Origin of the sequence: Siminovitchia sp. FSL H7-0308 (assembly GCF_037980985.1) — a bacterium.
Taxonomy (GTDB): Bacteria; Bacillota; Bacilli; order Bacillales; family Bacillaceae_C; genus Siminovitchia; species Siminovitchia thermophila.
Genome location: NZ_CP150282.1, coordinates 3086821 through 3102352, shown reverse-complemented (window position 1 = coordinate 3102352; position 15532 = coordinate 3086821). Strand labels below are relative to the sequence as shown.

Here is a 15532-nt window from a genome sequence, read left to right as displayed (position 1 = left end):
GACTCAACTATTTCTTAAAAAACAACGGTAAATTTCTCTTTTGAATCGTTTTCAAATCAAAATGAGCTGTTATTTTTACTCTAATGACAGATGGAGAGGGTGAATGGATTGAATAAAGTGCAAGAGCTTTTGAAACATCCATATTTCACAAAAATTCTGAATGCATTCTCTGACGGAGTTTTGATTTCTGATGGAGAAGGTCACGTATTATGGCTGAATACAGCGTGTGCAAATTTCTCAAACAAACCGAAGTCGTTTTTTATCGGGAAAAGTGTTTACTTACTGGAAGAACTAGGTATATTTAAGCCATCAGTCACAAAAATGGTTATTGAAAAGCAAGCATTAGTAAGCACGGTACAAACATCTGAGGGCAAAGACCTCAGATTCATTGTCACCGGGTATCCCATTACAGATGAAGACGGTAAAATAGATTGTATCATCGCTCAGACGAAGGACATTACGGAAATTGTCCATACTACTAACGAACTGGAAGAAACACAGGCATTGTTAAAAAGGTACAGCCAGGAAATTGCGAAAATACATTACGAGAAAAACTTAGCGGGTTCGCATTTTTTTATTAGTCACAGTCCGATTTATCAAGCTATGTTGAATACCGTTGACAAAATTGCCCCCACAGATTCGACGGTTCTGCTGAGTGGCGAAACAGGTGTTGGAAAAAATGTAATTGCCAGGCGAATTCATGAATTAAGTGAACGGGAAAGCGAACCGTTTATTGAAATAAATTGCGGGGCGATACCGGAATCTCTAATAGAGTCAGAGTTGTTTGGCTATGCGAAGGGGGCTTTTACCGGAGCGAATAAAGGGGGAAAAGCAGGCCTGATCAAGCTGGCTGATAAAGGAACGCTTTTTTTTGATGAAATTGGCGAACTTCCCATCCACCTTCAAGCAAAGCTTTTGCAATTTTTGCAAGAGAAGAAATTTCTTCCGGTAGGCGCAACAGCATATCATTCCGCAAATGTAAGAATTATTGCTGCCACCAATCTTGAATTAGTGGAAGAAGTAAAGAAAGGCAACTTTCGTTCAGATTTGTTTTACAGGTTGAATGTTTTACCAATACGTGTGCCTTCACTTCGGGAGAGGGAGGAGGATATTGCGGGGTTATTGCAATTTCATCTGGATAAGTACAATAAAAAGCATAAGCGGTCATGCCGACTGACTTCCGAGGCAGTTGCGAACTTACAAACATACGAATGGCCGGGGAATATTCGTGAATTGGAAAATTTAATGGAACGCCTGGTCATTATCAGTTCAGGCGACTACATTCAATTGGAAGATTTACCGCTCCATATGAAAAAGGAGGAAGAACCTTCTTTCCATCTCGCCCATTATGGGAAAGGGGATTCGTTGACAGATATACTGGAATCAGTGGAAAAAGATATCATCGGCAAGGCTTATGCAAAATTTAAAACGACCCGAAAAACGGCGGAACAATTGGGCATTACACAATCACTTTTAATGAGAAGGCTGAAGAAATATAACATCAAGCTGCAAAGAGACAATTGACACCATGTTTGAAAGCCTGTACAATAAAGGTAGACGTACAAAATTTGCTTTCTGGTGAAACTTCCTTTTACTAGGTTCGGCAAAATAGTACGCCTTTCATTCTTATCGTTAATGAGAAGACTGCCAAATCTGTCAACCAGCGGGAAGACCGCAGGAGTCACGCAGAATAACCCAGTCGTTCATTTACATTTCATTGTAAATGACGGCTGGTTTTTTTATGCCGGTTTTCTGATTCAACGGACATTTATTCTTTGGGGAGGAAAAAGAAGATGTGTCTCGCAAAATCAGGCTGCAAACTATGCGGTAACTGCAAAGGCTCGAAAAAAACGAAGACAGAAGAGAAGAAAAAGTGAGGAAAAGAGAGCGGATTCAGCCGCTCTCTTTTTCATATTGCCACAAAACCCTTCTTCCATGGCCATGGCGGAAATCGCTTCAATTTGTTTTATAACGAATAGGTTCTGGAACATCTGCGTAGTATATTGCTTTATCACGAAATAGAAGAGTTTCTGAGCATTTCCTTGTTGAAAGAAATGATTGGTTTTCATTTAAAAAGTGAGCGGATTCGGCCGCTTCCAGGCTGTTGAGAAACCTTTGATAGTTTCATCACGGCAAGTCCGTTCACCCTTTGGGAATGCTCGTCTTTTTTGAGATCCCCGGCGACTTTTTTCATTTACTATCCGCTTTTTGGAAAATACTCTCTACTATTTAGATTCCCTCTCGTCGCAATGAAAATGCTCTTCCTTATTCCGATTTCCTCTTGAATTTTGGAAAATACTCTCCACTATTTAGATTCCCTCTCGTTGCTATGGAAATACTATCACTTATTTAGGATTACTCTCGCTTTTTGGAAAATACTATCACTTATTTAGGATTACTCTCGCTTTTTGGAAAATGCTATCTCTTATTCCGATTTACTCTGGCCTTTCGGAAGTTACTTTCCATTTTTTATATTTACTCTCGGTATTAGAAAATACTCTTCACTTACCTCTGGTTTTTCGGGATATTTTTATCGACTTGAAGAGCAGGTTGAGACGCTCTCTTTCAATTCGCTCCTTTTTGGATGGCTGTTTGCGCCAGTTTTAGTATGGTGACATCATCCATCGGCGGGTTATGCAAACCGGCCCTGACATCGCGGTAGTAGCGCTGCAATGGGTTCTGGCGCTGGAGGCTCTTGGCGCCGACGATACGCATCGCTTTATCAACAATGTCAATAGCCGAATTCGTAATGGTATATTTGACTGCGCCAAGTTCGTTTGTCATGTATGGTCTCCGCGCTTCATCATCATATGCTTCCGCCACGTTGTATATAAAGTGCCGGCATCTGGTTAGCTCCAAGTCCATCTCCCCAAGCAGGCGCTGCACATTGGGAAGTTCACTGATCGTTCCCTCAATACTGTTCGGGGAATACTTCAGCGCGAAACGGAGGGCGAAGTCGCGGGCAGCCTGCGCAATGCCAAGATAGCAGGCCGGGATGTGCAAAATCCATCCGTTCACTTTGTTTCCCCTTGGCCCCTCGTTGATTTCCATCAACATGGAGTCATCTACGGTGACACGATCGAGCACTAAATCATGGCTTTCCGTCCCTCTCATAGAGATCACGTCCCATGTTTCCTCAATGGATAAACCTTCCGATTCTTTATGAAGGAGGAAAAACCCGATGGCTTGTTTTTCCTCAATCCACGCAGAAGTGAGAAAATAAGTTAAAGCCGGGGACATGGTCGTAAATGTTTTTCGTCCTGATATCTCCCATTTTCCCCCTTTTTTCACGGCTGTTGTACCGGGCCGGCCGCCTCTTGTCGGACTGCCTGTTTGGGCTTCGCTGACAGCCCTGTTAACGAGAGCGCCATTCAGCACTTCTTCGGCAAAAAATGCCAATTTGCTATCATCCCATAATTTTTTTTCATAAAGCTCACCTGTTACGCCCATATGCCAACCAATCGAAAGTCCTGTTGCGGCATCGCTCCTTGCGATTGTTTCTTGGAATAGCACCATGTCATAAATGCCGATGCCTTTTCCTCCATATGTTTGCGGAAGTGGCAAGCTTGTATAGCCAAGATTCACTAGCACATCGATATTTTCTTTTGGAAATTTACTCTGTTCATCGGTATCGGCTGAACGAGTGCTAAATTCTGTACCTGCTTCGTTTAATGTTTGCAGCCATTTCTTTTGCGTATCGGTTTTGATAAATATTTGTTTCAAGTTATACTCACCCCGGATTTTTATATGTCATATATATGATAAATAAAGAATTCCTATTTGTTTTATAGGCTTAAATATATCTGAGTTTACTAGGAGCGTCAAGGCATTCAGGTTAATCCTTACTTTACAGGTAAGAATAATTATGTTAACGTCTTTTATATACTATTCGAAAAGTGCGGGGATGGTTATGATTGAACTGGAAAATATCACCAAACGCTACAAAAAGAATGAAGTATTAAAAGGGGTGGACTTGAAAGTCCAAAAGGGGGATGTGCTGGTCATCATCGGCCCGAGCGGTTCCGGAAAGACAACGTTATTAAGATGTATGAATTACTTGGAGCGCCCGGATGAAGGCACAGTTACCATAGACGGTTTTACAGTGAAGGGAAATCATCCTTCCAAACGGGATATATTGGCGCTGAGAAGAAAAACAGCGATGGTTTTTCAACATTACAATCTGTTTAAAAATAAGACCGTTTTGGAAAATGTAACAGAAGGTCTGATTGTGGCCAAAAAAGTATCCAAACAGGAAGCAAGGGAGATTGGGATCTCGTTGCTTGAGCAGGTGGGCCTTGCAGAAAAAATGGATGAATACCCGTCGCGGCTTTCCGGCGGGCAGCAGCAGCGCGTTGGTATAGCAAGGGCATTGGCCCTCAATCCGTCCGTTATTTTATTTGATGAACCAACATCTGCGCTTGACCCGGAAATGGTTGGGGAAGTTCTGTCCATCATTAAAAAAATTGCGCGTGATGGGATTACCATGGTTGTTGTGACCCATGAAATAGAATTTGCTCGCGAGGTGGCGACCCGTGTCGTTTTTATGGACGAAGGCCAGATCGTCGAAGAAGGCGTGCCGGAGGAAATTCTTGTTCGCCCAAAACATGATCGGACAAAGCAATTTTTAAAGAGATTAGTCAGAGAAGAAGATTACGCAATCTAGGGGGAAAGGGAATGAAGAAAGTTTTACTGGGAGCCGCTTTATTCACGCTCTTTGCTTTTATGGGGGGCTGCTCGCAAAGTTCAGCAGATTCAGAAAAAAAAGATGGTAAACAAGTGGTGAAGGTAGCGATTAGTGATGAAGTGAATCCTCCGTTTCTGTATGCCGATGAAAATAACAATCCGATTGGATATGACATGGATTATATGAAAGAAATAGAAAAAAAGCTTCCGGAATATACCTTTGAATATGTGTGGGGAGAGGAAGAATCCAATTTGGTTGGCGTTGATACGGGAAAATATGACTTTGCCATTAACTGGTTCTTTAAAAATCCGGAAAGGGGAGAAAAGTTTCTGTATCCGGAGCATGAATTTGGCTATTCATTGACAGCGCTCGTTACAAAAAAAGATCGAGATGATATTAAAACATTGGATGATATGGTGGGGAAAAAATTCCCGCCGATGTCTCCAAGCGGAGGTCTTCGCACTATTTTAAACGCTTATAACGAACAACATAAGGACCGTCCATTAACGATTGAAAGCATGGATGCTCCTTCCAATGCGGAAAATCTCAAACTTGTTGATAAAGGCAAGGCCGACGCGATGTTTATGAACGTCACAACGTTCAATGAAATTCAAAAAGAGCTGGATCTTGACTTGAAAGTGGCCGGCATTATATCAAAAGAACCGATATGGACGGTATACCATAAGGACCATACAGAGCTTGCCAAAAAGATAGATGAAGCCACGGTTGAATTGCGGGAAGACGGCGTATTGTCCAAGCTGGCCGAAAAATGGTTTGGCGTAGATTTCTTTAAAGATCTTGATTACATTAATGAAGAAGGATTTCATTTTGAACAATAATGTTTCCGTGTTGGGCCGCCCGGTGCCGCCCGGCGCGGACTTTCATGATCATAGCGTCTTTCAGGTGGTGAATGAATATGAATTCGGGGTTTGCAGGTTGGCTTGATTTATTTGTCAAAGTATTGGAGAAATTGCCGCTCACACTCCTGATGCTCGGCCTTTCTTTGTTTTTTTCCATCATTCTCGGGTTGGTAATCGCGGTCATCCGTATTCAGAAAAAGCCGATGTTGTATCAGTTGGCTACCTTTTATTTATCTTTTACAAGGTGCACGCCGCTGCTCGTACAGCTTTTTCTCGTCTATTTTGGCCTGCCGCAATTACTGCTTGCTTTCCATATCGATATTAATAGTTGGGACCGGCTTGTCTTTCTTGTGATGGCCTTTTCTTTTCATACGGCCGCTTACTTGTCGGAAGTTTTCAGGTCCGCGTATCTTGCTGTCGGAGAGGACCAATTGGAAGCTGCTTACAGTGTCGGAATGAGCTATTCCCAGGCTTTAACAAGGATTGTTTTGCCGCAGGCGTTTGTCATTTCGTTGCCGAACCTCGGAAATAACATCATCGAGCTCCTGAAAGATACGTCACTCGCTTTTACGATTGGCATTATCGATATTATGGGGCAAGTGCGCATCATATTGGGAAACAACCATGGCATGGGAATGTTTCAAATCTATGTCGTCATTTCCCTCGTGTATTGGGGAACGTGCATCTTGATTGAAAGCGTGATTGGTTTTATGGAAAAACTGTTTAAAAAAGGGCGGGTTAGCTTATCTGAATAAAGGTAGTGATATGAATTGTCTATCATTAATTTGGAATTTGCTTTGGAACATGTTCCGGACGTATTGAAGGGTGTTCCTGTCATGCTGTCGATTGCGGTTGTCGCTATGGTGTTTGGCTCGATTTTTGGCTTGTTGATCGCTTTATGCAGAATTTATCGCGTTCCAGTGTTACATCGTTTTCTTATTTTGTACATTTCCTTTATAAGAGGCACGCCGCTCTTGGTTCAGCTGTATGTGTTTTTTTACGGTGTTCCCGTTCTCATAGATTACTTGAATGCGAAGTTCGGCCTGAACATGGATGCCCAAGGTATTTCACCGCTTATTTATGCGTTTATCGCCTATACGCTTCATACGGCGGCGTATCAGGCGGAAATTTTCCGTTCTGCCATCAATGCGCTGAATGTTGGACAAATGGAAGCGGCCTATTCTGTTGGCATGACAACGGCACAAGGCTTGCGGAGGATTATACTGCCCCAAGCGTTTCTAGGCGCGCTTCCCAATTTAGGCAATACATTTATTAGTTTGATGAAGGCGACGTCGCTTGCCTTTGCCGTTAAAGTCGTGGAGATCATGGCGCTTGCTAAAATTATTGCTAATGACGGTTACCGATTTCTGGAAATGTATTTAGTGGCATCCATTATTTATTGGGTCATCTGCCTGTTTTTTGAGGTTGTTTTCGCGAAGCTTGAAAAAAGAATGCGCCGCCACGAATCTCATTCAGATGCAAAAGTGCCGGCGTGAAGACTTTTTTGAAAGGGGACTGGATGGGCCTTTTCATTTCTCATCGTTTTTAATAGAAGCATAGCCCGATCCAGAAACGAAATGGATTGCCCCGCACCGATTTTCACGCATAGTGTCAGTTAGATAGATGATAGGCGTGATCTTTTTCTCCAATTCGAACAGCCTTCTATGATCAATACAGAGGGGGCCGGGAGAGTCGGTGCAATGTAAATTCCCGCGTTCTGTACGGCGCACAGCAAGATGATCCAGATGAAGACAGAATCAGGACGATCTCGGTTTACATCGACAATCGGAAAAAACGCTCCATCTTCTGTTTTGGGTTTCTTCATTATTCAATTATTGTTTCGGGGCATGAAAAAGCATAAGCGACACCGGTCCACAACTTCCCATAAATGACGGCATGCGCCGGCAGGGAGATCCCCCAACTAAAAAACAGTCGGTGGGAAGCACTTTGTTTTCTTCCAACTGATTGATGTTAGAGATTTTTTAGGTGTCTCTTTTTACGTAGTATATTCTCCATTAATGCGTACATAATCATAGGATAAGTCACATCCCCAGCCTGTGGCGTTCCCTGGGCCTTGACCGAGACTAACAAAAATCCCGATGTTGTTCCCTTTCAAATATTTCGCCAGCTCTTCTTGGTTGGGCGCTGTCGGTTCTCCTTCTTTAAATACGATGAGATCACCAAATGAAACGGATACTTTAGCTGGATCAATGGTGAAATCCGCATTTCCAATCGTTGAAATAATCCTGCCCCAATTCGGATCGGCCCCAAAGATGGCTGTTTTGACAAGGGGAGAATTAATGATCGCCTTGACCATTCTTTTAGCTTCGGGTTCACTGTTGGCCCCTGACACGCTCACCTCTACAAGCTTTGTTGCTCCTTCCCCGTCACGGGCCAAGTCTTTGGCCAGGCTGATGAGCATCGCGGTCAATACTCGTTCAAATTCATCAAGATCGACAGGGCCTGCCAGGCCATTGGCCATGATCGCCACAGTATCGCTCGTGCTCGTATCCCCATCAACTGAAACCATATTGAACGATACATTTACCGCTCTTTTTAATATTTTTTGTAAATGTTCAGGGGCAATTTCGGCATCTGTCACAATATAGCTGAGCATGGTCGCCATGTTTGGTTCAATCATGCCGGACCCTTTGGCAATCGCGCATACAGTGGCATTGCCCACTTGCTCTTTACGATATTTTGGAAAGGTGTCTGTCGTCATGATGGCTTCGGCGGATTTTTGTAGTGCCTCTTTTGTTAACTCCTTTTTCAAGCCGGGAATGCCTGCCAATATGTTTTTGACAGGTAGAGGGACTCCGATCACACCGGTGGAAGATGGCAAAATGTCCTCCGGATTGACGGCAAGCTCCTCCGCCAGAGTATCAATGATGTGATGGACATCTTCGATGCCTTGTTCCCCGGTCGCTACATTGGCGTTTTTGCTGTTAATGACAAATGCTTGCAAATAACCATTTTTGATATGTTCTTTGCCTACAACGACAGGTGCTCCGCAAAATTGATTTTGCGTAAACATCGCCGCCGCCGCCGCGCGCACTTCGGAGTATATGACGGTGAAATCAAGTGTTTCATCTTTAATGCCCACATTTTTTGCGCAAGATAAAAACCCTTTCGGGAAGGTAAGTGGATTTTCCATTAGAATCATCCCTGCCTTATCTGTTTTTATTTATATTATACAATGGACAGACGTGAAAGAAAGGGATTTTTGAATAATTATTTAAAAATGTGCATAAATATGAATAAATGTATTGACTTTCACCTGTCGTTCAGTAAGATAAGTTATATATTAAATAAAAAGGTGATAATCAATGGTCGAAATCCGCAAAGCAACTTTGAAAGATATTGATCAAGTACATGATTTGGTGAATAAATATGCTAAGGAAGAATTACTGCTGCCAAGGACGCGCGAATCGCTCGTCATCAACATCCAGTCTATTTTTGTAGCAAGTGAGGGTGGAGAGGTGCTTGGTGTTGCCTGCCTGGCCATTCTTGGTCAAGACCTTGCGGAAATTCGATCACTTGCTGTTTCCGAAAAAGCACAAGGCCGTGGAATAGGAAAGATGCTTGTTGAGAAAATTATAGAAGAAACGAAAAATATTGGTATCTCCAAGTTGATATCGTTGACATATCAAGTTGTCTTTTTTGAAAAATGCGGTTTTACAATCATCGAAAAAACGGAGATGCCCCAAAAGGTTTGGACCGATTGCATTCACTGTCCAAAATTTCCAGCATGCGATGAAGTAGCCATGGCCATCCATTTGTGATATTGTTCAAAAATTACATTAATATAAAACAACATTGACAGATTCGTGAACTTATTGTTATAGTAATAATCGTTATCTTGTAAATAACATTAAAATAATATAAACATAAGCTTAAGACTGTCAAATCTAACCAGACTTTGTTGAGAAAACGTAAACAAAGCATTACGTAGATTTAGAGCCAGTAAACGAATGTAAATGATAGTAACACGTCTTGCGGATTATCCATTTACAGTAGTTGCTGGCTTTTTTCATTGGAAAACTTTTCTAACTGTATATCCTTTTCTCAACAAGACATGATGACCGATGAAAAAGAAGGTGACTGCGGGAAAGAAGAGTTCTGGAATAGAGGAAGAAAGTCGTCATCTATGTATCTGTCACCAGACCGTATTTTGCCAATGGGAATCAGACTTCATCAATGTAAAACAGGCCGGACAGGAGAAAGTAGCGAAAACGCATTCGCCTTCATCCTGTATCCGCTTTTTCCGCATTCCCTCCGATTTGTAAAGAGTTTTCAGACGACTCCTGTCAGCAGTGGTTTGCAAAGATAGCCGCGAAACTTTGGGAAAAAAGCAATATGATCCGCTTTGACTTGTTTTTAACAGTCGGATGCTTCTTAATATTGTGACCTTTTCAAAAAAAGGGGCTGTTCCCATTTTTTGGCGGGAAGATCTCTAGCTTTCTCAAATGTGAAACCCCTTTAAGAGAAAAGTCATCGGGCCTGTTAGGGGCGATTCACCATTCCTTCTTACACTTTATGAAAGGCTTTACGAATAAAATGTTATCGGATTCATCTCTAGTGAAATACAAGGAGTTTTCTTCGTCTGGAAACTGTTTTCGATGGGGATTTGCGGTTGATCTAAATTGGGCACTCGGTGTTGGTAGAAAGAACGGGCATCCGATTCGGAAATATATTTTCCGGAAATCAGATTGTACCACGCTTCCCTGGCCGCAATAGAGGAAACGAAAGAGAAGCACTTCGTTGAAAACAGTACGTTTGGGCAGTACAAGCTGGAATCCTTTCGCATATCAAATAACTTATCCGAAATACGGTGCATCGAACCGGCTGGTCCGACTTGTTCCATTGGTTTGTCTACAGAAAAGCAATGCAAACTCTTCAGTAAACTGGAATGATTTTTTTAGTGCCTGCCTCTACTGTATGTAGTCGTTGAAAAGGATTGAACATTGGAAAAAGAAGTACAAATGACAAGAGAGAAAAATGATGTAGATGGGAGAGAGTACGTAATGGAAAATTATCTTAACTTTATTGGCGGCGAATGGGTTGGTTCTGTTTCGGGAGAAAAGCACGAACATTTTAACCCGGCGAAGCCAAATGAATGTATCGGTTCAACTGAAGTCTCAACACCCGAAGACGTGAATAGAGCCATTAAAGCGGCAAAATCTGCTTTCAAAGGCTGGAAAGCAACTTCTTCGGTGGCAAGAGGGGAAATCCTTCGTAAAGCTGCTGATATTTTGGAAGAGCGGGCAGATGATATCGCCAAGTCAGCCACATTGGAAATGGGAAAACGCTTTATTGAAACGAAGGGGGAGGCTCTGCGCGGGGCATCCATTTTGCGATATTACGCACAGGAAGGGTACCGCAAAACTGGTGAAGTCTTACCCTCGGCGAACGCCGGATCGACTTTGCTTGCGCTGCGTGTTCCTGTCGGGGTAGTGGCGGCGATTACCCCGTGGAATTTTCCAATCGCCATTCCCATTTGGAAACTGGCTCCCGCACTCGTATTCGGCAACCCTGTCGTCTGGAAGCCGGCACAAGAAACGGGTATCACTGCTGCAAAAATCGCCAAGGTTTTTGCGGACGCCGGTCTTCCGGCAGGCGTACTAAACCTTGTGTTAGGGAGAGGTTCTGTTATTGGAGAAGTCATGACAGAGCATGAAGATGTATCGGCTGTTACGTTTACTGGTTCAAACGCAGTTGGGCAAACAATTGCTCAACAGGCAACGGCAAACGGCAAGAAATATCAATTGGAGCTTGGGGGCAAAAATCCGGCGGTTGTACTTGCAGATGCCAATTTGGATCTTGCCGCTCGTCTCGTCGTAGAAGGGGCAATGAAACAAACAGGCCAACGTTGTACAGCAACCAGCAGAGTATATGTTGAAGCACCTGTTCATGATCAATTCGTTGAAAAAGTAATTGAACAAGCAAAGCAAATCAAAATCGGCGACGGTTTACAAGAGGAATACACGATGGGACCTGTTGCTTCCAAAAAACAGTTCGATACAGTTACAGGTTACATCCAAAAAGGGAAAGAAGAAGGCGCCACGCTTTTATACGGTGGTGAAACGCTTGATATCAATGGCGGTTACTACATCGAACCAACGATCTTTGGTGATGTTACTCATGAAATGACAATTGCCAAAGAGGAAATTTTTGGGCCGGTTGTGGCAGTCATGAAAGTGGCCGATTATGAAGAGGCTCTTGAAAAAGCAAATGATACGATTTACGGACTAAGCGCAGCGATCTTCACCACAAACCTGGAAAAAGCATTTCATTTTATCGAAAACAGTGAAGTGGGCATGGTGCAAATAAACGGAGAGACTGGCGGTGCTGAGCCACAGGCTCCGTTTGGGGGAACGAAAGCTTCCGGCCAAGGACCAAAAGAACAGGGACAGGCTGCTGCTGAATTCTTTACAACAAATAAAACGGTAACTTTTAACCCATTCGCGAAGTAATAACATGTTCTCTGCTGAAAGCGGACAGTCTTTCAGCAGAATCTCTTATAAATGAATAAAGGAGAAAGGTAATGCAAAAAGATCGAAATATTGAGAAGGTTTTATCTCGTTGGGATGTCCTGTTTTTAGCCTTTGGCGCCATGATTGGTTGGGGCTGGGTCGTGTTATCCGGAGAGTGGATTCTTGGAGCTGGTACGGTTGGAGCGATGATTGCATTTGTCGCCGGAGGCGTCCTCGTTATATTTGTTGGTCTGACTTATGCAGAACTCGCATCTTCCATGCCTACGACAGGTGGTGCGCTTATATATGTCTTAAGGGGAATTGGTCCTAAAAGCTCCTTTACAGCTTCATGGATGCTCGCACTCGGTTACATTTCGGTCGTAGCATTTGAAGCGGTGGCACTGCCTACCGTAATCGAATATATTTTTCCAAACTATAAAGTCGGTTTCATGTATACGATTAATGGTTATGATGTATATCTTTCCTGGGTTCTTGTAGGTGTGGTCGGTTCCATCTTTGTGACAATTGTAAACTATCTCGGCATCAAATCCGCCGCCTTTTTACAAATGGTACTGACGATTATTATCGCTATTATTGGATTAATGCTCATTTTTGGTGGTGCTTTTAACGGTGAAGCTGCCAATGCGGATCCGTTGTTCATTGGCGGAGTTGGCGGTATTATGGTCGTTGCGATTATGACGCCATTTATGTTTGTCGGTTTTGATGTGATTCCGCAAACAGCGGAAGAAATGAACGTTCCCGCCAGGTCAATTGGGAAAATTTTAATCGTATCTGTTGTAATGGCCGTTGTTTGGTATGTTGCCATTATATTTGCGGTTGGACTGGGCCTTGATCATAATACTCTGGCCAATTCTACACTCCCGACGGCTGATGCAATGGCCAAATTGTTTGGAAGCGACATCTTTGGCATTATATTGATACTCGGAGGAATAGCGGGTATTATTACGAGTTGGAACGCGTTTATTATCGGAGGAAGCCGGATTTTGTATGCGATGGCCGATAAGAAGATGATTCCTTCTTGGTTTGGCAAGCTTCATCCCAAACACGGAACTCCGGTAAACGCTGTCTTATTTATCGGTACTTTGGCAACAGTAAGCCCGCTACTTGGGCGGCCCATGCTTCTCTGGCTTGTGAACGCGGGTGGACTTGCTATTGTTATTGCTTATTTGCTGGCTGCGGTGGCTTTTGTTCAGCTCCGCAAAAACGAACCGGAAATGGAGAGGCCATTTAAAGCCGGAAAGTCAAGCATTGTCGGGTGGCTGGCCGTTCTTATGAGTATTTTCTTCGTTATTCTATACATGCCCGGAATGCCGGCGGCTCTCATTTGGCCATATGAGTGGGCTATTTTTGCCGGTTGGATGCTTCTCGGTTTCTTGCTCATGTTGTCCATGAGAAAAAATTTTTCATCCGGTGAAATTCGCTATCATCACAACAAAAAAATAGGATAGTCATATAAAGTAAAATGAATCCAATTTGATGAAGATTGGATTCATTTTTTTGTAAAATTCCTGATTGAAAACGTTAAACTTCTATGATAAACTATGGATTGTATCCAAAATAAAGAGAGGTGGATATCATTGTCGAACGATGCCGCGTCAAATAAATCGACGATTGTCAAAAACGTCACGAAACGGCTTAGAAAAGCCATTTTGGATGGTACGTTAAAAGAAGGCGATCGTTTAATCCAGGAGGAATGGGCAGAACGCCTCAAGGTAAGCAGGATGCCCATACGTGAAGCATTGACGCAACTCCAAATTGAAGGATTAGTCGAGCTTGTTCCTCATAAAGGAGCAGTCGTTACACCGATTACAAAAGACAATATAGAAGAAATATATCACCTTCGCTCCATGCTGGAGGGACTGGCGGTGGAAAAGTCTCTTCCTTATTTAACCGAGAAAGATAAACAACATTTATATGATATTTTAATTCAAATGGAGACACTCGAGTTAACAGATGAAACAAATGATCAATATATCCAACTGAATGCTTCCTTCCATCAGACACTCAGAAGTGGCTGTCCGTGGCCCCGCGTTCAGAAAATGGTCGAAATGTTGGGGATTTCACCAATCGCCCCCAACTTATTAATCGACTACTATCAGGAAGCGCAAAGGGAACATCGCCTTATATATGAAGCGGCGTTACGGGGAGATCCTGCTGAGCTAAGGGCTGCGGTGGAGTATCATATTTTGCGGACAAAAAATAATTTGATCAAGTGCATGGAACACATGAAAAAACATACTTAACTTGGACGGGGGTATAAAAATATGTATGATTTTGCGATTGTAGGCGGCGGTATTGTAGGGCTTTCAACAGGCATGGCCATATATGACAGATTTCCAAATGCCAAAGTGGTTGTGATTGAAAAAGAATCCGCTGTTGCCACGCATCAAACAGGACATAACAGCGGGGTCATCCATTCGGGAATCTATTATAAGCCAGGGAGCTATAAAGCGCGTTTTGCCAGACAAGGAAGCCAGTCAATGACTGAATTTTGCCAGAAACACAATATTGATCACGACATATGCGGCAAGGTCATTGTGGCGACGAAACCTGAAGAACTGCCGCTTCTTGACAACTTGTATGAGCGCGGTTTGCAAAATGAACTGGCTATTGAAAAAATTGAGTCAGCCGAATTGAAAGAAATTGAACCTCATGTGGCGGGTCTTGCGGCCATTCGCGTACCTATGGCTGGTATCGTCAACTACAGGCAAGTGAGTGAAAAGTTTGCAGAAATCATTGCCGATCATGGCGGCGATATTTTGTTAAACACAAAAGTAGAGAAAATCAATGAAGAAAATGATGAGGTCGTTATTGAAACGAATAATGGAACGATAAAAGCCGGCATTGTCATTAATTGCGCGGGCCTTCACAGTGATCGGGTTGCTGCTGCCGCAGGCTATAAAACGGACATGAAAATAGTGCCTTTCCGTGGGGAATACTACAAGTTGAAACCGGAAAAGCGGTATCTCGTTAAACATTTGATTTACCCGGTTCCAAACCCCAAGTTTCCGTTTTTGGGCGTCCATTTTACCCGCATGATCGATGGCGAAGTGGATGCGGGCCCCAATGCTGTGCTTGGATTTAAACGAGAAGGTTACAAGAAAACGGACTTCAATCCTAAAGACTTGGCTGAAACGTTAACATACGGCGGCTTTTGGAAACTTGCGTCCAAGTTTATGAAAGAGGGAATGGAAGAATATATCAGGTCATTCAGCAAAGCTCAGTTCACGAAGAGCCTTCAAGCATTAATTCCGGAAATCCAAGAGGATGACCTTGTACCGGCACCTGCCGGCGTTCGCGCCCAGGCATTAAAAGATGATGGCTCCATGGTGGACGACTTCCACATTATTATGGGGCAACGCTCGATCCATGTATGTAATGCACCATCACCGGCTGCAACAGCATCAATAGAAATCGGAAAAGAAGTGGCACGAAGAATTCCTGAACAGTCACACCTTAAAGAAGCGGCTGTCACAATTCAATAAAGAGGGGAT

The 15532-nt window shown here is 43.1% G+C and carries 13 protein-coding genes; 10 read left to right on the top strand and 3 right to left on the bottom strand.

The features are described from left to right. Positions 1 to 117: 117 nt before the first annotated feature. Complete coding sequence (locus tag MHB50_RS14760; protein WP_340085347.1) at positions 118 to 1524, top strand: sigma 54-interacting transcriptional regulator; 1407 nt, start codon at positions 118 to 120, stop codon at positions 1522 to 1524. A 1041-nt stretch (positions 1525 to 2565) separates the two neighbouring features. Here the strand turns inward: MHB50_RS14760 and MHB50_RS14755 are convergent. Beyond that, complete coding sequence (locus MHB50_RS14755) at positions 2566 to 3723, bottom strand: acyl-CoA dehydrogenase family protein (protein ID WP_340084044.1); 1158 nt, start codon at positions 3721 to 3723, stop codon at positions 2566 to 2568. Between the two features lie 187 nt (positions 3724 to 3910). Between MHB50_RS14755 and MHB50_RS14750 the strand changes: the two genes are divergently transcribed. From MHB50_RS14750 to MHB50_RS14735, 4 genes are all read left to right on the top strand, one after another. Further along, complete coding sequence (locus MHB50_RS14750; protein WP_077113193.1) at positions 3911 to 4663, top strand: amino acid ABC transporter ATP-binding protein; 753 nt, start codon at positions 3911 to 3913, stop codon at positions 4661 to 4663. Positions 4664 to 4674: 11 nt separating this feature from the next. Next, the gene (locus MHB50_RS14745; protein ID WP_340084043.1) at positions 4675 to 5523 is read left to right on the top strand and encodes a transporter substrate-binding domain-containing protein; all 849 of its coding nucleotides are present in this window, start codon (positions 4675 to 4677) and stop codon (positions 5521 to 5523) included. 77 nt (positions 5524 to 5600) lie between these two features. Further along, the gene (locus MHB50_RS14740; RefSeq protein ID WP_139345696.1) at positions 5601 to 6299 is read left to right on the top strand and encodes an amino acid ABC transporter permease; all 699 of its coding nucleotides are present in this window, start codon (positions 5601 to 5603) and stop codon (positions 6297 to 6299) included. A 15-nt stretch (positions 6300 to 6314) separates the two neighbouring features. Beyond that, the gene (locus MHB50_RS14735) at positions 6315 to 7040 is read left to right on the top strand and encodes an amino acid ABC transporter permease (protein WP_340084042.1); all 726 of its coding nucleotides are present in this window, start codon (positions 6315 to 6317) and stop codon (positions 7038 to 7040) included. Between the two features lie 500 nt (positions 7041 to 7540). On the opposite strand, the gene argJ is transcribed toward MHB50_RS14735, so the two are convergent. Further along, positions 7541 to 8698, bottom strand: coding sequence for a bifunctional glutamate N-acetyltransferase/amino-acid acetyltransferase ArgJ (gene argJ / locus MHB50_RS14730; protein ID WP_340084041.1), 1158 nt, complete (start codon positions 8696 to 8698; stop codon positions 7541 to 7543). Between the two features lie 172 nt (positions 8699 to 8870). Between argJ and MHB50_RS14725 the strand changes: the two genes are divergently transcribed. Beyond that, positions 8871 to 9326 carry an N-acetyltransferase gene (locus MHB50_RS14725; RefSeq protein ID WP_340084040.1) on the top strand — a complete coding sequence of 152 codons (456 nt, stop codon included), beginning with the start codon at positions 8871 to 8873 and terminating at the stop codon, positions 9324 to 9326. A 764-nt stretch (positions 9327 to 10090) separates the two neighbouring features. Here the strand turns inward: MHB50_RS14725 and MHB50_RS14720 are convergent. Continuing rightward, on the bottom strand, positions 10091 to 10408 hold the full coding sequence (locus tag MHB50_RS14720) for a hypothetical protein (protein ID WP_340084039.1): 318 nt from the start codon (positions 10406 to 10408) through the stop codon (positions 10091 to 10093). A gap of 160 nt (positions 10409 to 10568) precedes the next feature. Between MHB50_RS14720 and MHB50_RS14715 the strand changes: the two genes are divergently transcribed. The 4 genes from MHB50_RS14715 to lhgO all read left to right on the top strand — a co-directional run bounded on the left by MHB50_RS14715 (position 10569) and on the right by lhgO (position 15523). Beyond that, on the top strand, positions 10569 to 12017 hold the full coding sequence (locus MHB50_RS14715) for an aldehyde dehydrogenase family protein (RefSeq protein ID WP_339164489.1): 1449 nt from the start codon (positions 10569 to 10571) through the stop codon (positions 12015 to 12017). 71 nt (positions 12018 to 12088) lie between these two features. Next, positions 12089 to 13486 carry an APC family permease gene (locus MHB50_RS14710; RefSeq protein WP_340084037.1) on the top strand — a complete coding sequence of 466 codons (1398 nt, stop codon included), beginning with the start codon at positions 12089 to 12091 and terminating at the stop codon, positions 13484 to 13486. Between the two features lie 129 nt (positions 13487 to 13615). After that, positions 13616 to 14281, top strand: coding sequence for a GntR family transcriptional regulator (locus MHB50_RS14705; protein WP_340084036.1), 666 nt, complete (start codon positions 13616 to 13618; stop codon positions 14279 to 14281). A 21-nt stretch (positions 14282 to 14302) separates the two neighbouring features. Next, complete coding sequence (lhgO, locus tag MHB50_RS14700) at positions 14303 to 15523, top strand: L-2-hydroxyglutarate oxidase (RefSeq protein WP_339164485.1); 1221 nt, start codon at positions 14303 to 14305, stop codon at positions 15521 to 15523. The last annotated feature ends 9 nt before the right edge of the window (positions 15524 to 15532 follow it).

Excerpts from the sequence above, each read along its gene's own strand:
- MHB50_RS14750 (WP_077113193.1), top strand. The coding sequence starts at position 3,911 with ATGATTGAACTGGAAAATATCACCAAACGCTACAAAAAGAATGAAGTA.
- MHB50_RS14745 (WP_340084043.1), top strand. The coding sequence starts at position 4,675 with ATGAAGAAAGTTTTACTGGGAGCCGCTTTATTCACGCTCTTTGCTTTT.
- MHB50_RS14740 (WP_139345696.1), top strand. The coding sequence starts at position 5,601 with ATGAATTCGGGGTTTGCAGGTTGGCTTGATTTATTTGTCAAAGTATTG.
- argJ (WP_340084041.1), bottom strand. The coding sequence starts at position 8,698 with ATGGAAAATCCACTTACCTTCCCGAAAGGGTTTTTATCTTGCGCAAAA.
- MHB50_RS14725 (WP_340084040.1), top strand. The coding sequence starts at position 8,871 with ATGGTCGAAATCCGCAAAGCAACTTTGAAAGATATTGATCAAGTACAT.
- MHB50_RS14720 (WP_340084039.1), bottom strand. The coding sequence starts at position 10,408 with ATGGAACAAGTCGGACCAGCCGGTTCGATGCACCGTATTTCGGATAAG.
- MHB50_RS14715 (WP_339164489.1), top strand. The coding sequence starts at position 10,569 with ATGGAAAATTATCTTAACTTTATTGGCGGCGAATGGGTTGGTTCTGTT.
- MHB50_RS14710 (WP_340084037.1), top strand. The coding sequence starts at position 12,089 with ATGCAAAAAGATCGAAATATTGAGAAGGTTTTATCTCGTTGGGATGTC.
- lhgO (WP_339164485.1), top strand. The coding sequence starts at position 14,303 with ATGTATGATTTTGCGATTGTAGGCGGCGGTATTGTAGGGCTTTCAACA.